At 64.8% G+C, this 18600-nt stretch carries 21 protein-coding genes; 16 read left to right on the plus strand and 5 right to left on the minus strand.

From position 1 onward, the window contains the following. Positions 1–48 precede the first annotated feature (48 nt). A complete protein-coding gene (locus tag AC1DEK_RS03860; protein ID WP_478123858.1) occupies positions 49–957 on the plus strand; it encodes an AEC family transporter in 909 nt (302 codons plus the stop codon). A 37-nt stretch (positions 958–994) separates the two neighbouring features. Continuing rightward, complete coding sequence (locus AC1DEK_RS03865) at positions 995–1423, plus strand: hypothetical protein (RefSeq protein WP_478123859.1); 429 nt, start codon at positions 995–997, stop codon at positions 1421–1423. On the opposite strand, the gene queG is transcribed toward AC1DEK_RS03865, so the two are convergent. Then, entirely contained in the window at positions 1410–2480 is a 1071-nt protein-coding gene (gene queG, locus AC1DEK_RS03870) for a tRNA epoxyqueuosine(34) reductase QueG (RefSeq protein ID WP_478123860.1), read from the minus strand. The two genes, AC1DEK_RS03865 and queG, sit on opposite strands and share 14 nt — an antisense overlap. Between queG and tsaE the strand changes: the two genes are divergently transcribed. Next, positions 2466–2963 carry a tRNA (adenosine(37)-N6)-threonylcarbamoyltransferase complex ATPase subunit type 1 TsaE gene (gene tsaE, locus AC1DEK_RS03875; RefSeq protein ID WP_478123861.1) on the plus strand — a complete coding sequence of 166 codons (498 nt, stop codon included), beginning with the start codon at positions 2466–2468 and terminating at the stop codon, positions 2961–2963. The two genes, queG and tsaE, sit on opposite strands and share 15 nt — an antisense overlap. Beyond that, positions 2960–4393 (plus strand): N-acetylmuramoyl-L-alanine amidase, encoded by a 1434-nt coding sequence (locus AC1DEK_RS03880; RefSeq protein WP_478123862.1) that lies wholly within the window; start codon positions 2960–2962, stop codon positions 4391–4393. The genes tsaE and AC1DEK_RS03880 overlap by 4 nt, the downstream gene beginning before the upstream one ends. Before the next feature lie 50 nt (positions 4394–4443). Here the strand turns inward: AC1DEK_RS03880 and AC1DEK_RS03885 are convergent, their stop codons facing one another. Further along, positions 4444–4911 carry a hypothetical protein gene (locus AC1DEK_RS03885; protein ID WP_478123863.1) on the minus strand — a complete coding sequence of 156 codons (468 nt, stop codon included), beginning with the start codon at positions 4909–4911 and terminating at the stop codon, positions 4444–4446. 148 nt (positions 4912–5059) lie between these two features. On the opposite strand from AC1DEK_RS03885, the gene AC1DEK_RS03890 reads away from it, so the two are divergent. The 8 genes from AC1DEK_RS03890 (at position 5060) to AC1DEK_RS03925 (ending at position 12456) form a co-directional block, all read left to right on the plus strand. Beyond that, complete coding sequence (locus AC1DEK_RS03890; protein ID WP_478123864.1) at positions 5060–5761, plus strand: RNA polymerase sigma factor; 702 nt, start codon at positions 5060–5062, stop codon at positions 5759–5761. A 54-nt stretch (positions 5762–5815) separates the two neighbouring features. Further along, positions 5816–6385: a ferritin-like domain-containing protein gene (locus AC1DEK_RS03895; RefSeq protein WP_478123996.1), complete on the plus strand. Its 570-nt coding sequence runs from the start codon at positions 5816–5818 to the stop codon at positions 6383–6385. Positions 6386–6452: 67 nt separating this feature from the next. Further along, positions 6453–6878 (plus strand): MarR family winged helix-turn-helix transcriptional regulator, encoded by a 426-nt coding sequence (locus AC1DEK_RS03900; protein WP_478123865.1) that lies wholly within the window; start codon positions 6453–6455, stop codon positions 6876–6878. Next, on the plus strand, positions 6875–8659 hold the full coding sequence (locus tag AC1DEK_RS03905; RefSeq protein WP_478123866.1) for a chloride channel protein: 1785 nt from the start codon (positions 6875–6877) through the stop codon (positions 8657–8659). The genes AC1DEK_RS03900 and AC1DEK_RS03905 overlap by 4 nt, the downstream gene beginning before the upstream one ends. Before the next feature lie 46 nt (positions 8660–8705). Continuing rightward, entirely contained in the window at positions 8706–9098 is a 393-nt protein-coding gene (locus AC1DEK_RS03910; protein WP_478123867.1) for a DUF2946 family protein, read from the plus strand. Between the two features lie 70 nt (positions 9099–9168). Then, positions 9169–10587 (plus strand): hypothetical protein, encoded by a 1419-nt coding sequence (locus tag AC1DEK_RS03915; protein WP_478123868.1) that lies wholly within the window; start codon positions 9169–9171, stop codon positions 10585–10587. Positions 10588–10735: 148 nt separating this feature from the next. Then, a complete protein-coding gene (locus AC1DEK_RS03920) occupies positions 10736–11671 on the plus strand; it encodes a metal ABC transporter substrate-binding protein (RefSeq protein ID WP_478123869.1) in 936 nt (311 codons plus the stop codon). Beyond that, positions 11668–12456 carry a metal ABC transporter permease gene (locus tag AC1DEK_RS03925; protein WP_478123870.1) on the plus strand — a complete coding sequence of 263 codons (789 nt, stop codon included), beginning with the start codon at positions 11668–11670 and terminating at the stop codon, positions 12454–12456. Before AC1DEK_RS03920 ends, AC1DEK_RS03925 begins: the two co-directional genes overlap by 4 nt. On the opposite strand, the gene AC1DEK_RS03930 is transcribed toward AC1DEK_RS03925, so the two are convergent. Further along, complete coding sequence (locus AC1DEK_RS03930; RefSeq protein ID WP_478123871.1) at positions 12444–12866, minus strand: Lrp/AsnC family transcriptional regulator; 423 nt, start codon at positions 12864–12866, stop codon at positions 12444–12446. The two genes, AC1DEK_RS03925 and AC1DEK_RS03930, sit on opposite strands and share 13 nt — an antisense overlap. 154 nt (positions 12867–13020) lie before the next feature. Between AC1DEK_RS03930 and AC1DEK_RS03935 the strand changes: the two genes are divergently transcribed. Next, positions 13021–14070 (plus strand): ornithine cyclodeaminase, encoded by a 1050-nt coding sequence (locus AC1DEK_RS03935; protein WP_478123872.1) that lies wholly within the window; start codon positions 13021–13023, stop codon positions 14068–14070. 140 nt (positions 14071–14210) lie between these two features. Next, a complete protein-coding gene (locus tag AC1DEK_RS03940; protein WP_478123873.1) occupies positions 14211–14498 on the plus strand; it encodes a glycine zipper 2TM domain-containing protein in 288 nt (95 codons plus the stop codon). Here the strand turns inward: AC1DEK_RS03940 and AC1DEK_RS03945 are convergent. Continuing rightward, on the minus strand, positions 14495–14659 hold the full coding sequence (locus AC1DEK_RS03945; RefSeq protein WP_478123874.1) for a hypothetical protein: 165 nt from the start codon (positions 14657–14659) through the stop codon (positions 14495–14497). The genes AC1DEK_RS03940 and AC1DEK_RS03945 overlap by 4 nt on opposite strands. Positions 14660–14780: 121 nt before the next feature. Here AC1DEK_RS03945 and AC1DEK_RS03950 point away from each other — a divergent pair, with 121 nt between their 5' ends. Then, complete coding sequence (locus AC1DEK_RS03950; protein WP_478123875.1) at positions 14781–15968, plus strand: alpha/beta hydrolase; 1188 nt, start codon at positions 14781–14783, stop codon at positions 15966–15968. A 12-nt stretch (positions 15969–15980) separates the two neighbouring features. Here AC1DEK_RS03950 and AC1DEK_RS03955 read toward each other — a convergent pair whose 3' ends face one another. Further along, positions 15981–16628, minus strand: coding sequence for a DedA family protein (locus AC1DEK_RS03955; protein ID WP_478123876.1), 648 nt, complete (start codon positions 16626–16628; stop codon positions 15981–15983). A 47-nt stretch (positions 16629–16675) separates the two neighbouring features. Between AC1DEK_RS03955 and mutL the strand changes: the two genes are divergently transcribed. After that, entirely contained in the window at positions 16676–18547 is a 1872-nt protein-coding gene (gene mutL, locus AC1DEK_RS03960) for a DNA mismatch repair endonuclease MutL (RefSeq protein ID WP_478123877.1), read from the plus strand. Positions 18548–18600 lie beyond the last annotated feature (53 nt).

An 18600-nucleotide genomic window follows, 5' to 3' on the forward strand; every position in this document is an offset into this window, starting at 1 on the left:
GCCGCTTCGTGGATAACCCACAGGCAGCCGCCGTTTATCCTCGACCGGGTGAACTATGCGCAACTGCTCTTCCCCGACTTCTCACTCATCGCATGCGGCTGGTTGCTGTGTCGCTACACGGCGCTCGATCGCCGTGTCTGGGACCACGTCGAAAGCCTGGTGTACTACTTTCTTTTTCCGGTGCTGCTGTTTCATTCCATCATCCGCAGCCCGCTCGATTTCGGAGCCACGTCGAACCTGATTACGGCGGGTGTCGGAGTCGGGCTTTCCGGCATCGCCCTGGCCTATGCATTGCCATTTCTGCCGGTGATCGGGCCGCACATCGACCGACGCGATCACGCGGCGAGTGCGCAGGTGTCCTTTCGCTTCAACTCTTTCATCTGTCTGGCATTGTCTGAACGCTTGGCGGGCCCTGAAGGACTGCTCATGATCGCGGTGCTGATCGGCGTCTGCGTGCCGCTCTTCAATATCGCGGCGGTGTGGCCGATGGCGAGACACGCGCAAAGCGGGTTCCTGCGGCAATTGGCGCGCAATCCGCTGATCATCGCCACCGTGACAGGGCTCATCGCGAATTTGCTCGGTCTGGGCGTGCCGACTTGGTTGACGCCGACGTTGTCGCGCATCGGTGCCGCATCGCTCGCATTGGGATTGATGGCTGCGGGCGCCGGCATGCAGTTCGCGACGCTCGCGCGTGGCAAGGTGCTTGCCTTTTCGGTGCTCGCCATCCGGCACCTGGCGCTGCCGCTGATCGGATGGAGCCTCGCCGTGGTGTTGAAGCTCGATCCTGCGCAGGCCGCAGTGCTGATGACCTTCTCGGCCGTGCCGACCGCCTCGAGCGCCTATGTATTGGCCGCTCGCATGGGCTACAACGGCCCCTACGTCGCGGGACTGGTGACGCTCTCGACCGTGCTGGGCGTGGCGAGCCTGCCTTTCGGGTTGGCACTGATCAGCAAGTAGCGCCCCGTTGACCGTGGTCCACGGCTACCATTCGGCGATGCGCCCTTCCCTTCTGGTCGTTGTCGCCGCAGCGTCTTTTGCAGGTGCGGCACAGGCACAGGACTACGCGCACTATCAGGGCGCCTGGAATGGTTCCTTCTTGTTTTATGTGGCGCAGCAGGACACCGGCGCGCTGGGTCCGCCGGAGGTCTATCCCGGCACGCTCCAGATCGAGGCCGACGGCGCAGTGGGTGGCAGCGTGCCGGATGCGGCCTGCATGATGAAAGGGTCCAGCACCGACTATGTCTCGCCCATCAATGCATCGATCGACCTCGATGTGAGCGGCTGCAGGGACACGCGCTTCAATGGCCACTACAACGGCAAGCTGCTCAACAACCCGGCGTTGAAGTACGCATCGCTCCGATTGAGTTCGATTCGCTCGATGGACGCGGGCACGGCGCAGATTTCGGCCATCATCCGACACTGACATCCAGCGCCCATTCGACATGCTCGCGAACGAGCGCGCTGGGGTGCGAGAGGCGCGGGGCCAATGCGGCACGAGCGCTTTCGTCGCCGGCCCGCAGCGCATTGCCGAGCGCCACGGCCACGTTGCGCAGCCAGCGTTCATGGCCGATACGGCGGATCGGACTGCCTTCGGTGTAGCGGAGAAACTCTTCCTCGGTCCATGCAAAGAGTTCGCCGAGCTGCCGGCCCGTGAGGCCCTCCCGCGCATCGAAATCGGCAAGCGCACTCTTCTTTGCAAACTTGTTCCACGGACAGATCAGTTGGCAGTCGTCGCAGCCGTAGATGCGGTTGGCCATCAGCGGCCGCAGTTCGAGCGGAATGGAACCTGCATGTTCGATCGTCAGGTAGGAGATGCAGCGACGCGCGTCGAGCCGATGAGGCGCGATGATGGCGCGCGTCGGGCACACGTCGATGCAGGCGCTGCAGCTTCCGCAGTGCGGCGTAACAGGCTCACTGGGCGGCAGCGCCATGTCCACGTAGATTTCGCCGAGGAAAAACATCGAGCCCGCCTCGCGGTCGAGCACCAGCGTGTGCTTGCCGCGCCAGCCCTGGCCGCTGCGCGACGCCAGTTCGGCTTCGAGCACGGGGGCTGAATCGGTGAACGCACGATGGCCGAAGGGGCCGACTTCTTCTGCGATGCGCTCGGCCAGCTTCGACAGGCGGGACCGCAGCACCTTGTGATAGTCGCGGCCTCGCGCATACATCGACACGATGGCCTCGCTGGGCCGCTGCAACCGCGCGAACTCGATGGCTTGCCACCCGTCAGGCGTGTCCCGCGGCAAGTAGTCCATGCGCGCGGTGATCACCGAAACCGTGCCCGGGACCAGCTCTGCCGGCCTTGCGCGCCGGGTCCCATGCGCGGCCATGTAGTGCATGTCGCCATGAAATCCCTCGGCGAGCCACTGCATCAGGCCCTCTTCCGCACTCGACAGGTCGACACCTGCGACCCCGATTTGGGAGAATCCGAGCTCCCGGGCCAAGGCCTGAATCCGAATGACGAGTTGATGGCTGCCGATCACCTGCCGATTGTAGAAACGCACAGCGCCACGCGCGTGTGGCGCACCGAGGACGACACGGATGCACTGGCACTCGCGCTGGCTCGATCGCCCGCGCTGCGCGATGCCTTCATCGCGCTGCAGGGCGACCTCGGCGCCGGGAAGACGACCTTTGTCCGTCACCTTCTGCGCGCCTTGGGCATCACCGGTCGCATCAAGAGCCCAACCTATGCGGTGGTCGAACCGCACGAGGCGCCGGACGGGCTCGCCATCTTCCATTTCGACTTCTACCGATTCAGCGATCCGCGCGAATGGGAAGACGCCGGCTTCCGCGACATCTTCGCCGGCCCCGGCCTCAAGTTGGCTGAGTGGCCAGAAAACGCCGCGGGGCGCATTCCACTTGCGGACCTCGCTATTAAAATCGAAGCAATGACCGACGACACTCGCACCGTGACCCTTCGTGCCAATACGCCGCGCGGCACCCAGTTGCTGGCCGACGCCGCATGAGCGCCGGACTGAAGCGACGCACCCTGCTGCAAGGCGGTAGCCTGGCCCTGTTGCTCGGGGTGCAGGAAATCGCCCGTGGCGCCACCATCGTGGCAGTCCGCGTCTGGCCCGCTGAAGACTACACACGCGTCACCATCGAATCGGACGGCCGGCTCAAGTCGCAGCAACTGGTGGTCGGCAACCCACCCCGCCTGGCAGTGGACGTCGAAGGCATCGACCTCAATCCGGCCCTGCGCGAGCTCGTCGGCAAGATCAAGCCCGACGACCCCTACATCAATGGCTTGCGCGTCGGGCAGTTCGCGCCCAGCGTGGTACGCATCGTCTTCGATCTGAAGCAGGCGGTCGCACCGCAGGTCTTTTCGCTCGCGCCGGTGGCGGCCTACCGCGATCGGCTTGTGCTCGATCTCTATCCGCAGCAAGCCATTGACCCGCTCGAAGCACTCATCACGGAGCGCATGCGTGATGCCCAGAAGGCCCCGCAGGCTGCAAGTCAACCGGCCCGGCCCGGCCCGGAAGCACCCGATCCGTTGGGTGAGCTGATGGCCCAGCAATCGGCACGCCCGCCGCAGCCGTCCTCATTGGCGCCTGGCAATCGGGCGCCCGCGGGCACCGGCCTGCCGCTGCAAGTGCCTCCCGCCGCGAGCGCGCCGCCACCCGCAGCGCCCCCAGCCGTTGCACGCGGAGGCGCGACCGCCAGCCAGACCGATCGGATCATCATCGTCGCGCTCGACCCGGGCCACGGCGGTGAAGACCCCGGCGCGACCGGATCGAACGGCACGCGTGAAAAAGACATCGTGCTGCAGATCGCGCACCGGCTGCGCCAACGCATCAACGCCAGCAGCGTCAACGGCAATCCGATGCGCGCCTTTCTCACGCGCGACTCCGACTTCTTCGTGCCGCTCGGCGTGCGCGTGCAGAAGGCGCGCCGCGTACAGGCCGACCTCTTCGTGAGCATCCACGCCGACGCGTTCACCACGCCTGATGCACGCGGGGCGAGCGTGTTCGCCCTCAGCCAGAGCGGCGCGTCGAGCAGCGCCGCACGCTGGCTCGCTAACAAGGAAAACCAGGCCGACAGCGTCGGCGGCGTGAACGTCGGGAGCCACGAAGTGCAGGTCCAACGCGCCTTGCTCGACATGAGCACCACCGCGCAGATCAACGACAGCATCAAGCTCGGCGGCGCGATGCTAGGGGAGATCCGCAGCATCGGCGCCCGTCTTCACAAGGGTCAGGTCGAGCAAGCCGGCTTTGCCGTTCTCAAGGCACCGGACATTCCGAGCGTGCTGGTCGAAACAGCGTTTATCAGCAATCCCGAAGAAGAAGCCAAGCTGCGCAGCACCGCCTACCAGGAAGACCTTGCGGACGCGCTCATGCGCGGCATCCAGCGCTACTTTGCGCAGAACCCGCCCCTGGCGCGCAGCCGGCAGTTGTAGCGGCGGCGTACAGGCGGTCACTGCCGCTGTTTGCGCAGCTGTTTGCGCAGCTATTTGCCCGGCAGCCCGCAGGCCTGCAGCGAGCTTTTCTTCATCGCATCCATCTCACGGCGCGAAGTCGGCGGGCTGCCATGAAAAGCCGTCGTGAAACGCTCCGCGCCGCAGTCGCAGCGCTCGACACGATCAGCCTGCTTGCGAAAGCTCGTGAGGCAGTCTCGCTTGAACCATCCGAAGATCTTCGGCTTCGGAGCGGGGCAAGACTCCAGCAGCTTCAGCTCGCGCACGATCGCCTTGCGTTGATGCGTCGAATCCGCCGCCTGCACACCCTTCCGGTACCCCTCGGTCAGGCACTGGCAGTCGTATAGCTCGGGGTAGATCTCGTTCTTGGCGCAGGCGACGCTGAAGCGCTGGATCTCTCGCTCCATGTCTTCTTTCGTCGCGGCGCTGCCTTGCCCGCCGAATGCCGACGCAAGCACCAGAACCATGATCGCGCGCGCCATGCGCTGAACCCGATCCATAACTTCTCCTGTTGCACCGATTCTCCGGGCGAAGCAGCGATATTGCCGCAGTTTCTGCCCCGCGAAGCCCGCAGGAGGCGCTCCAGCCAGAAACTTGAAACGTGCCGCGCCGCCAAGCCATCTAATGGGCGAAGGAAGCAAACAAGCCATGCCCTCCACCCACCCCAACCTCGACGCCGCACCGCCCCCGCCTGGGGAGGCGTCCGATGGCGAACTCGCGACACGCGCCTCGCGCGGCGATCCCCTCGCATTCGAATGCATCATGCGGCGCCACAACCAGCTGCTGTTCCGCACGGCGCGAAGCATCCTCAAGAGCGACGAAGAAACGGAAGACGCCTTGCAGGAGGCCTACCTTCGCGCCTGGCGGGCGATCGGGAGCTTTCGGGAAGACGCCCGGCTTTCGACCTGGCTCGCGCGCATCGTCATCAACGAGTCATTGGGTCGCCTGCGCCGCCGCAGCGCATTGGTCATTCCCCTGGATCCGGCGGTGTCCGCCTCCGGAGAAACGGTGGAATCGCAGGCGCCCGACGACCCGGACCACCAGCCGGAGCGCGTCGCCATGCGTGAGGAAATTCGTCGACTCATGGAACGGCGCATCGACCGCCTGCCCGATGCATATCGCACGGTATTCGTGCTGCGCGCGGTCGAAGAAATGAGCGTGGCCGAAACAGCCATGGTGCTCGAGCTCACCGAAGCAACGGTGCGAACGCGCTTTCTGCGGGCCCGCAGCATGTTGCGCGAATCGCTTTCGCGCGACATCGATATTGCGGTCGATGACGCCTTCTCGTTCGATGGCGTGCGATGCGATCGCATCGTCGCCGGCGTGCTCACCAGGCTCCCGAACCGCTGATCACCACCCACCACCCCCCACTCACCACTCGAAAGGAAGATCATCATGCTGTCCCTGTCTTTTCTTCAAATGCCCACACCCGTCGCCGCACGGCGCCTGTTCCTGGGCAAGTCGGGGTTGATGTTGTCGGGCGCCGCAGTCGCGCTGCTGGCCGGAAACGATGCGCTCGCAGCGAAAACGGGCGGTTCCGAGGGCAACGACGTGCAGATCCTCAACACCGCGCTCGGTGCTGAACTCGAAGCCATTGCGGCCTACCAGCTCGGCGCCGACAGCAAACTGCTGGAGAAGCCGGTGCTCGACCTCGCCGTGACCTTCCAAGGCCATCACAAGGCGCACGCGGCGTTGCTTGCCGCCACCGTCGCGAAGCTCGGCGGCCAACCCGTCTCGGCCAAGGCGAAGTACGACTTCCCGGCCGATCAGCTGAAATCACAGGCCGACGTACTGAAGTTCGCAGCCAAGCTCGAACAAGGCGCCGTCAGTGCTTATCTGGGCGCAGTGCCACTGTTCAGCGAGCGCGATCTGGCGAAGGCGGCGGCCAGCATCCTCGGCGACGAAGCCATGCACTGGGCGGTTCTGCGCCAAGCCGTCGGCGAAGCGCCGGTGCCTGCGGCGTTCATGACCTGAAGAGCCCTGGAGGCGGCTCAGATATATCACGTCGTGATATAAATGCGGCTTTCTACGCCGCCACCCGATGTCGCCTCCCGCACGCGCACTCATCAAGAAAGACTTCGAAGCCCTTTCCGAATTTCGCTACCAGATGCGCCGTTTCGAGCGCTTCTCCGAGCGCGCGGCGCAAGCCGAAGGCATCACGCCGCAGCAGTATTTGATGCTGCTGCACATCAAGGGCTTTCCGGCTCGTACCTGGGCGACAGTGGGCGAAATCGCCCAACGGCTTCAATCGCAGGCGCATGGCGCGGTGGCCCTGGTCACCCGCTGCGAGGCATTGCATCTCGTCGAGCGCAGGCCGAGCGAGACGGATCGCCGCCAGGTCGAGGTACACCTTCTGGAGCGCGGCGAACAACTGCTGCAGCGCCTCGCAGCCGTTCACCGGGCGGAGCTCAAGTCCCTGAAGGGCGTGTTCCAGGTTCCCCATATCGATCACCCGGACGCACCATGAGCAAATCCCATAGCGATAGCGGCCACAACAGCCATCACGGCCATCGCGGCGATTTCGCGCTCAATGCGCGGCTTTTGCAGATCACGGCCATGGCCGCCGCCATCGGCGCGCTCGGTACGGTCGCGGCCTTCGTGCTGCTGGACCTCATTCGCTTCTTTACCAATCTCTTTTTCTTTCAGACGCTGTCCATCGCCGAGCGATCGCCGGCCACGAACACACTGGGCGCGTGGGTCATCGCGGTGCCGGTGATCGGCGGCCTCATCGTCGGCTTGATGGCACGCTATGGCTCGGACAAGATCCGCGGCCACGGCATCCCCGAGGCGATCGAAGCCATCCTGTTCGGCAAAAGCAAGATGTCGGCAAAGGTCGCGGTGCTCAAGCCGCTTTCGTCGGGCATCGTGATCGGCAGCGGCGGCCCGTTCGGGGCCGAAGGGCCGATCATCATGACGGGCGGCGCCATCGGCTCCCTGATCGCTCAGTACTTTCACCTCTCCTCTGCCGAACGCAAGGCGCTGCTCGTGGCGGGCGCCACCGCCGGCATGACGGCTGTCTTCGGCACGCCGGTCGCGGCGGTGCTGCTCGCGGTGGAGTTATTGCTGTTCGAGTTGCGCCCGCGCAGCCTGCTGCCAGTCGCTGTCGCTTGTGCGGTAGCCGGCTTCACCCGCCCGCTGCTCATGGATCCCGGGCCGCTCTTTCCGCTGCAGACGGCCGTGCCCGGTCCGGTGGCGATGATGTCCTGCATCATTGCCGGGCTGATGTGCGGCTTGCTGGCGGCGGCGCTGTCCGCCTCGCTCTACAAGGTCGAAGATCTTTTCGGCAAGCTGCCTGTCCATTGGATGTGGTGGCCGGCCATTGGCGGGCTGGCGGTCGGCATCGGGGGCTATCTCCAGCCCCGCGCACTCGGCGTGGGCTACGACGTCATCGGCGATCTTCTGCACAACCATCTTGCGATTGGCGTCGTCCTGGCGCTGCTTGCGGTCAAGGCGGTGATCTGGGTGATCGCGCTTGGCTCCGGGACATCGGGCGGCGTGCTGGCGCCGCTGCTGATGATGGGAGCGGGCCTCGGTGTTGGCCTGGCCCAGGTGCTGCCTGGCAACGACCCGATGCTGTGGCCGCTGGTGTGCATGGCCGCGACGCTGGGTGGCGTGATGCGTGCGCCTCTCACGGCAACCATCTTCGCCTTTGGCCTCACGCACGACAGCAATGCGCTGCTGCCACTGCTCACGACTTCAGCCGTTGCGTATGGGTTCACCGTGCTGACGATGCGGCGCTCGATCCTCACCGAAAAGATCGCGCGGCGCGGCTATCACATCTACCGCGAATACGGCATCGATCCGTTGGAGCGTCATTTCGTCGAGGAAGTAATGACGCGCGACGTCGTGGCGATCGATGCCGCATCGACCATCGACCATGCAATGGCGACCCACTTCGGCCAAGGGCAGGCGCACCGGGCGTTCCCGGTGCTCAGCGGCGGTGCACTGCGCGGCATCGTGGATCGCGGGATGCTGGCGCATGCACTTCGCACGCCCGGCGCCACGGTGGGCAGCGCCTGCGAAGGCTCGGTGCCACACTACGCGCTGCCGGGCGAGAGCTGCCGCACGGTCGCCACGCGGATGGCGAGGCATCGGATAGAACGCCTTCCCGTCGTCGCCGATCCAGTCTCGATGGCGCTCGTCGGCATCGTGGCGCGCAGCGATCTGATCAAGCCATCGATCGTGCATTTCGACGAAGAAGAAAACCGCGAACGGATGCGCAGCATGCCCTGGCGATCACAGCCGTAGTCCGGCGGGCGAGGCTCCCGCAGTCGCTAAGATGCGGGTCTTCGCCATGTCCGCCCTTCGCGCCCTTCGCTTCCGCACCCGCCCCCCGCGCCATCTCGCATGGCTGCTGTGGCTCGTGCTGCTGCTTCCGGTCGCGCAGGCGGCCACGACGTGGCATACGGTCTCGCACACGGCCCAAGCCAGTTCCGAGGCCGTTTCCGAGGGCAATTCCGAGAGTGGCGACCTCAAGGGCAAGCAGACACCGGACGCCGCACATTGCGACCTCTGCCTGGCCGCCGCGGCCATTCACGGGGGCGCGCTGCCCAGCACGCCGGTTGTCTTTGCACCGTATTCCGCGCCGCACGAAGCGCCGGCTGTAGCCGTCGCAAGCGTATGGCCAGGATTGCCCCCGCGCATCTACGAAAGCCGCGCACCCCCGACACCTCGCTTCGACCGTTGATCGCCGGCCCCCGGTCCGCTCACAGAGCGGGCGGGTGCCATCCAACGTCCTTGCGAGGAGTTTTCTTTTCATGCATACCCTTTCCCGGGTCAGCCTTGCGCTGGCCCTGGCCACGCCATTCGGCGCGATGGCCGACTCATCTTCCTCTGACGTCGAAGCACTTCGACAGGAGATCAAATCCATGCGCGCGGATTACGAGACGCGCATGGAGGCACTCGAACAGCGCGTCAAGGCGGCTGAAGCGACTGCCGCGAGTGCGACCGCCGCAGCGACGAGCGCACCGCCGGCAACCGTTGCCGGTGCAGCGCCCGCTGCCCTGCCGGCGGCGTCGGCAGTGGCGTCCACCGGCGGCGGCGGCGGCGGCGGCGCGAATGCCTTCAACCCTGCGATGTCGCTGATCCTTTCGGGCGGCTACACCAACACATCGCAAGACCCCGCCAAATACACGATCAGCGGCTTTCCGCTGCCGCCCAACGCCGAAATCGGACCTGGTACGCGCGGCTTCAGCCTGGCCGAAACAGAACTGGGGTTCTCGGCAAGCATCGACCCTTGGCTGCGCGGCGCCGCGAACATCGCGCTTGAGGCGGACAACTCGGTGTCCATCGAAGAAGCCTACGTGCAGACGACTTCGCTCGGCAATGGGTTGTCGCTCAAGGGCGGCCGCTTCTTCTCCAGCATCGGCTATCTCAATCCGCAGCATTCGCACACCTGGGACTTCGTCGACAGCCCGCTGGCCTACCAGGCCATGCTGGGCAACCAGTACGGCGACGACGGCATGCAACTGAGCTGGATCGCGCCCATCGACCAGTACCTGGAAATCAACGCCGAAGTCGGGCGCGGCCTCACCTATCCGGGCAGCAATTCGAGCATCAACGGCGCGGGCATGACGGCACTGAGTCTGCACACGGGCGGCGACATCGGCAACAGCAGCAGTTGGCGCGCGGGCGCGTCGGTGTTGAACGCGAAGGCGAGCGACCAGGCGCTCGTCGCAACCGACGCAGCCGGCGCCTCGGTGAACGACATCTTCAACGGCAATACGCGCGTCTGGGTGCTCGACGGCGTCTGGAAGTGGGCGCCCAACGGAAACGCCACGCGCACCAACTTCAAGCTGCAAGGCGAATACCTGCACAGCACGCGCAGCGGCAACCTGCTTTACGACGTGGGCAACCTCGACGCCTTCGGCAACTACCGGGTTGCGCAATCAGGCTGGTATGTGCAGGGCGTGTACCAATTCATGCCGCGCTGGCGCATCGGCGTTCGCACGGAGGCATTGGACCCCGGCACGCCGGACTTCGGGTTCGCGTCGCCGTTGCTCTTCAGCAGCTACAAGCCGCGCAAGAACTCGGTAATGCTGGACTTCAACCCGAGCGAGTTCTCGCGCATCCGATTGCAATTCGCGCAAGACCGCGCGGCGCAGGGTCGCACCGACAACCAGATCTTCCTGCAATACCAGATGAGCCTCGGCGCGCATGGTGCGCACAGCTACTGAAATGAGGCTCTCCCCCAGGCTTGCCCACTTCGTGTGGCCACCACCCCCCTCTCCGGGGGCAACCCCTGCGGCCCGGCAAAGCCGGTTCCGCGGGGTTTCTGGCCTCGCCCGTGCCGCTTTCCATGTAAAGGCATCAAAGGAACACATCATGAAGATCCACTCTTCTCGCGCTTCTCACTCTTCTCTTTTCGGGCTGCTCGCCGTGCCACTGATGCTGCTGGCGCTGCCCTCTCACGCGGCGCTACGCGTCTTCGCCTGCGAGCCCGAATGGGGCGCGCTGACACAGGAGCTCGGCGGTAGTCTGGTCGATGTCTCCGTGGCGACCAATGCGCTGCAGGATCCGCACCAGATCCAGGCCAAGCCGAGCCTGATCTCCCGCGCGCGCAGTGCCGACCTCGTTGTCTGCACCGGTGCCGAGCTGGAGATCGGATGGCTGCCCGTGCTGCTGCAGCAATCGGGCAATGCGAAGGTTCAGCAAGGTCAGCCCGGCAATTTCGCGGCGGCTGATTTCGTGCGCAAGCTCGAAGTGCCGACGCAGGTCGATCGCTCGCAAGGCGATGTGCATGCGGCCGGCAATCCGCACATCCAGACCGACCCGCGCAACATCGCGCTCGTCGCCGCGGCGCTCGGCAAGCGCCTGCAGGAAGTCGACCCGTCGAACGCAGCCGAATACGCCAAGCGCCAGGCCGACTTCACGCAGCGCTGGCAACAGGCGATGACGCGCTGGTCAGCGCAGGCAGCGCCGCTCAAGGGCGCGCCGGTGGTGTCGCAGCACAACGCCTTCGTCTATCTCTATGACTGGCTTGGGATGAAGGAGGTCGCCGTGCTCGAGCCCAAGCCGGGCGTCGAGCCGACCGCCTCGCATCTGCAGGAGGTGCAGGCCACGCTCAAAGGGTCGCCGGCAAAGATGGTGATCTATGCGGCGTATCAAGATTCGCGGCCTTCGGATTGGCTCAGCAAGAACGCGGGCACGCCTGCAGTGAAGCTCCCGTTCACCGTGGGCGGCACCGACGGCGCGAAGGATCTCTTCGGGCTCTTCGACGACACACTGACGCGATTGCTCAGTGCGGGAGGCAAGTCGTGAACTGGAGCGCGCTCGACTGGGGCATCCTCGGCCCAGCGCTGATCGCCGGCCTGCTGGTGCTCGCGACGCACGTGCCGCTGGGCATGCAGGTGCTCGACCGCGGAATCGTGTTCATCGACCTGGCCATCGCGCAGATCGCAGGTCTTGGTGTGATTGCAGCCGATGCGCTCGGCATGCCTGAAGGCGGCGTGGCCGTGCAGTTCGCCGCCGTGTCCGCCGCATTGCTCGGCGCATGGCTGCTCACGTGGACCGAACGCCGCGCCCCCCAACAGCAGGAGGCATTGATCGGGGTGATGTTCATCCTCGCCGCATGCGCCGGCATCCTGCTGCTGTCGAGCAATCCGCACGGCGGCGAGCACCTGAAGGACCTGCTTGTCGGGCAGATCCTGTGGGTCAACACGGCGCAATTGCTGTGGCTGGGCGGCATCTCGGCCGCGCTTCTGCTTGCACTGTCGATGGGGTGGATCGGGCGGCTGGGCCGGTTCGGCTTCTACGCCGCGTTCGCGCTCGCGGTGACTGCGTCGGTGCAGCTCGTTGGCGTGTACCTGGTGTTCTCGAGCCTGATCATCCCGGCACTCGGCACGCGCGGATTGCGCGGAGCGCGGCGCCTCAAGGTGGCCTATGCGATGGGTGTGGCGGGCTATGCGCTGGGGCTCGCGCTTTCGGCGGTGTTCGACCTTCCCTCGGGCGCAGTCATCGTGTGGACGCTGGCCGCGTGCGCGTTGGCTGGCGCTCTGGCGTTGCGCCCCGATGCTGCGCAGCCTCGGGCCGACTACAACTTGTAGGTCGACAGCAGGATGCTCGTCTCGCTGTTCGAGATCCCCGGGATCGAGCGGATGTCGGTGAGCACCTTATCGAAAGCCTCCAGCGTGTCGGCGCGCAGTTCGGCCAGGAGGTCCCATCGCCCGTTGGTCGAATGCAGGGCCATGACGTTGGGATGACCCCTGAGCGAACGCCGCACGGCGTCGCCCTGGGAGCCGACGACCTCGATGCTCATCATGGCCCTGATTCGATGCGATTCCGCATCAGGCCGCAGCCGCACGGTGTAGCCCACGATGGTTCCGTCGTCTTCCAGCTTGCTGATGCGGTTCTGCACCGTGGCGCGCGCGACGCGCAGCTTCTGCGCGAGCGCCACCACGGACATCCGGGCGTTGTCCCGCATGAGGGCGATGAGTTGGCGGTCGATGTCGTCCATACCTGGCGTGTTGCTGGCATTGTGCTATGTGAGATGAGCAACATGCAAGCTTCCAAGCCGGATTTGACAAGTTGAAGGGTTCAATCTGGCACCCTTGAGAGGAACAATGGACGCATGAGAGATCACTGCGGCTCCCTCCGCAGCGGAGATACCCATGACGCGTTTCATCGATGTTCCGGCCATGTCCCGCCTCATTCAGGATGTCGGCGTGATTCCGCTCGTCGGCCGGTTGGCGGAATTCGTCGAGCAGGATTTCGTGAGCTGGGCGGACTTCGAGAAGACAGCGCGCCTGGCAAGCCATTCGGACATCGGCGTCATCGAACTGATGCCAGTATCGAGCGCCAAGACCTATGCCTTCAAGTACGTCAATGGTCATCCGCGCAATACGGCAAAGGGCCTCTACACGGTCATGGCGTTCGGCGTGCTGGCGGAAGTCGACACCGGCTATCCGGTGCTGCTGTCGGAGCTCACGGTGGCGACCGCACTGCGCACGTGCGCAACGTCGCTGATGGCGGCACGCGCGCTGGCGCGGCCCGACGCTCGCCGCATGGCGCTCATCGGCAATGGCGCGCAAAGTGAGTTCCAGGCTGTGGCGTTTCATGCGCATCTCGGCATCGAGGAAATCGCGGTCTACGACGTGGACCCGCGCGCCACTGAGAAGCTGATTCGCAACCTCTCGATCTTCCCGGCGCTGAAGATCGTTCGCGCCGCTTCAACCGCCGAAGCCGTGCGCGGTGCAGACATCGTGACCACGGTCACTGCGGACAAGGCCTACGCCACCATCCTCACGCCCGACATGATCGAGCCCGGCATGCACATCAACGCCATCGGCGGCGATTGCCCCGGCAAGACCGAACTGCATGCCGACGTCTTGCGCGTCGCTCGCGTGTTCGTCGAATACGAACCGCAGACGCGCATCGAGGGCGACATCCAGCAGTTGCCGAAGGACTTTCCGGTGGTCGACCTTTGGCGTGTTCTTGCAGGCATCGAGCAGGGCAGACAAAGCGCCTCGCAGGTTACGGTTTTCGATTCCGTCGGCTTTGCGCTCGAAGACTATTCGACATTGCGCTACGTGCTCGAACAGGCGACGAAGCGCAATCTCGGCACCGAGGTCGAACTCGTGCCGTGGGCCGACGATCCGAAGGACCTGTTTCGCTACACACGCAAGGGGAATCCACGCGCCGTGATGCGGCGCGTGGCGTGAACCGGAGAGGGGACTTGATTGCGAGCCAACGGCGCGCGCGCCAAGATAGTGCATTCGGTCAACACGCCGGGGCCGTCTCCTACACATCTGGTTGCAGGCATCTTCAGAATGATTTCACCAACAAATGAAAGGTGGACATCATGAACACAAGACTCTGGATCACCGCTGCGGCTGCGACGTCGATCATGGCACTGGCCGGATGTGCCGCGGGACCCAATGAGCAATTGGGGACGGCGGGCGGTGCGGTCGGCGGCGCATTGGTCGGCCAGGCCATTGGTCACAACACCGCAGCAACTGTTGGCGGCGCGGCCGTTGGAGGGCTGATCGGCAACCAGGTTGGACGAAGTTCCGACCAGCGCAACTACAACAACCAGCAACCCTACTACCCTGGCAACACCTACTACCCTAACAACGGGCCTCGCTACTAAGCAGGCAGGGCATTCGATCGAAGGCGCGCCGGATTGAGCGCGCTTTTTTTTGGCTTTTTGATCTGCGGCTGCACGTATAAAGACGCCATGAGACAACGCTTGCTGATCACGATCACGACGATGATTGCCGCCGCAGGGCTATTGCTGTTGGGCGCCTGCACTTCGACACCTTCAAGCAAAACCCCTACAGCAACAGCAACAGCGACAGCAACAACGCCCCTCACCTCTCAGTGCCCGAAAGACCTTCCCGCCGGCACGCGTTGCTACACCGGGCAAGACAGCATGGGCGCCTTTTTCTGGGTCGCCATTCCGGCCGACTGGAACCATGTACTCGTGATGCACGCGCACGGCGGCCCCGAAATCGGAGCACCGTCTTTGGCGCGCGCCACCGAGGACCTAGGGCGATGGAAAGTCACCGTAAAAGCGGGATATGCATGGGCCGGCTCGACCTACCGGCGCGGCGGCTACGGCGTGACGATGGCCGCCGAGGACACCGAACGCCTGCGCGCCTGGTTCGTGCAGAACTTCGGCTTGCCGCGGCGCACCATCCTGCACGGACAGAGCTACGGCGCGGGCGTGGCAGCAAAAACCGCAGAGCTGTACGCGACAGACGATGGTCGAAAGGGACCGTACGACGGCGTTCTCCTGACCAGCGGTGTGCTCGGCGGCGGCACGCAGGCTTACGACTATCGCCTGGACCTTCGCGTGGTCTATCAGTATTTTTGCCGCAACCATCCGCTGCCGAGTGAAACGCCCTATCCGCTCTGGCAAGGCCTTCCGCGCGAATCGAAGCTCACCGCAGCCCAACTGGCGCGGCGCGTCGATGACTGCACCGGCATTCGCAAGCCGGCTGCGGAACGGACACCGCAGCAGCGCCAAAACCTCGCAAACATCTTGAACGTGATTCACATCCCCGAGCGATCGCTGGTCGGCAACATGAACTGGGCGACCTTCCTCTTCCGCGATCTCGTGCAAGAACGGCTCGACGGAAAGAACCCGTTCGGCAACATCGGCGTCGTCTATGCAGGTTCGTCGGACGACGCTGCACTCAACGCTGGCGTGATGCGCTATCGCGCCGATCCAGCGGCTGTGGCAAAGCTCGCTGCCGACAGCGATCCGACAGGGCAGGTCAATGTGCCCACGCTCGGCCTGCACGCCATCAATGATCCGACAGCCTTTGTCGAGCTGGAATCGAGCTATCGCCAAATCCGCGAGCGCGCCGGCACTGCGGATTTGCTGGTCCAGACATTCAGCCGCGAATCGGAGCACAGCTACCTGAGCGATGCCGAATACCCGACGCTGCTCGCGGCGCTGCTCGACTGGATCGACAACGGGCACAAGCCCACGCCCGCTGAAATCGCGATGCGCTGCAAGGACTATGAAGCGCGATTCGGCCAAGGCTGCCATTTCGATCCGGCGTATGCGCCAAAGCCTTTGTCCGCTCGCGTGCCGCCGCGCGAACGGCCATAGAACGCTTGAGCTTCAGCGCGCCGCGGACGCGCCTCGCGCTCGCCAGGCGCCAAAGATTGCGACGAGGCCTGGGATCAAGATCAGCGCCCAGATGATCTTCTCGAGGTTTTCCTTCACCACCGGAATGTTTCCGAAGAAGTAACCCGCAGTGCAGATGCCAAGCACCCACAGCAGCGCACCGATGATGTTGAAGAGCGTGAATTTGCCGCGCGTCATGTCGGCCACGCCCGCCACGAAAGGCGCGAAGGTGCGAATGAAAGGCATGAAGCGCGCGAGGATGATGGTCACGCCGCCATAGCGCTCGTAGAAGGCATGGGCCTGATCGAAGGCTCTTCGGTTGAAGAAGCGCGAACTCTCCCACTTGAATACCTTCGGCCCGAAATAGCGTCCGATGCTGAAGTTGCACTGATCGCCCAGGATGGCCGCGGCCAGCAGAATTGGCACCGCCACGCCATAGCTCATGAGCCCGGCACCGGCGAGCGCGCCCACGATGAAAAGCAGCGAATCGCCCGGAAGAAATGGCATCACCACGAGGCCTGTCTCGACGAAAACGATGAGGAACAAAAGCCCATACACCCAAGGGCCGTAGGCGATGACGAAGTCCTGGAGGTGTCTGTCGATATGCAGGATGAAATCGACGAGAAAGGTGATGATTTCCATGGCCCGCATTATCACGAGCCCGCGCGACGCCCTTCTAGAATGTCCCCGTGAGTGCACTCCCCACGTCCACGGCCGCGCCCGCGCGCCGACCGATCCGAGAGCTTCCCGACGAGCTCATCAGCCAGATTGCGGCTGGCGAAGTGGTCGAGCGTCCCGCCTCCGTGGTGCGCGAGCTGCTCGACAACGCGCTCGACGCGGGTGCGCGCCAGATCACGGTGCGACTCTCGGCCGGCGGCGTTCGGCTCATTTCGATCGAGGACGACGGTCTGGGCTTGCCGCGCGATGAATTGCCGCTGGCTTTGCGCCGCCATGCCACCAGCAAGATCGCGAGCCTCGGCGATCTCGAAACCGTCGGCACCATGGGCTTTCGTGGCGAAGCGCTGGCCGCCATCAACGCGATTGCCGAGCTCACCATCCTTTCCCGCTTCGCCGGTGCAGATGGCGCCTTCGCGCTCGATGGGCGCACTGGCGAGCTGCGCCCTGTCGCACGCGCGGACGGCACGACTGTCGAAGTGCGCGAGCTCTTTTTCGCGACACCCGCGCGCCGCAAGTTCCTGAAGACGGACGCTACCGAACTGGCGCATTGCATCGAGGCGGTGAGACGCCATGCGCTCGCGCGGCCCGACGTCGGCTTCTCCATCTGGCATGAAGGCCGGCTGGTCGAGCAATGGCGCGCGGCCGCTTCGCGCGACCAGCGGCTGGCGGACACGCTCAGCGATGATTTCGTCGCGCAGAGCGTCGCAGTGGACCGCATTGCGGGCGCCGTGCGGGTCACCGGCCGCGCTGGCATCCCCGATGCCGCTCGCTCGCGCGCGGATCAGCAGTTCTTCTATGTCAACGGCCGCTTCGTGCGCGACAAGGTGCTCGGCCATGCCGTGCGCAGTGCGTATGAAGACGTGCTGCACGGCCAGCGTCAGCCGGTGTATGCGCTTTATCTTGAGATCGACCCGGCGCGGGTCGACGTCAATGTGCATCCGACGAAGATCGAAGTGCGCTTTCGCGATGGGCGCGAGGTACACCAGGCGGTGCGCCACGCGATCGAAGATGCCCTCGCCGCACCGCGGGCGGGCGACGCCACAGTTGCTTCTGCAGAGCCTTTCTTCAAGCCGCGCGCAGTGCCGGCCTCCGCGTCGTGGGTGCAACCCGGAATCCCGTTCGCCTCAGAGCGGGGACTGGGCGATGCCGCCGCGATGTGGCCGATGCAACGACAACAACCGCAACCGCAACCGCAACCGCAGTCGCAGTCGCAGTCGCCATCGCTGATGGACGTTGCGCCCCCGCAAGTGCGCGACTTCGGGTCACCCACCGGCCTTGAAAAACCGGCCGAAGTGCAAACCTGGCCACTCGGCCGAGCATTGGCCCAATTGCAGGGCATTTACATCCTTGCCGAAAACAGCCAGGGCCTCGTGATCGTGGACATGCATGCAGCGCACGAACGCATCGTCTATGAGCGCCTGAAGACGCAGCTCGACGGCGCCGCCATCGCCAGTCAGCCGCTGCTGATTCCGGCCAGCTTCGCCGCCACACCGCAGGAAGTGGCCACTGCCGAGGCCTGCGCCGAAGTGCTGCCCTCGCTAGGCCTCGAAATCACACCTTTTTCGCCCCGCACGCTCGCCGTGCGCGCCGTGCCGAGCACGCTGGCCGATGGCGATCCGGTCGAACTGGCCCGCAGCGTATTGGCCGAACTGTCCAATCACGACGCAAGCACAGTCGTGCAGCGTGGCCAGAACGAGCTGTTGTCCACCATGGCCTGCCATGGCGCTGTGCGCGCCAATCGCAAGCTGACGATTGACGAAATGAACGGACTGCTCCGGCAAATGGAAGCGACCGAGCGTTCGGACCAGTGCAATCACGGCCGGCCGACGTGGCGGCAGTTGTCGGTGCGGGAACTGGACGCTCTCTTCATGCGCGGGCGCTGAGCTAGGGTTTACCAGTGTCAGCCGACGACCGGGCATGCGCGTTGCATGAGGTC

The organism is Variovorax sp. 10N420 (genome assembly GCF_056394705.1).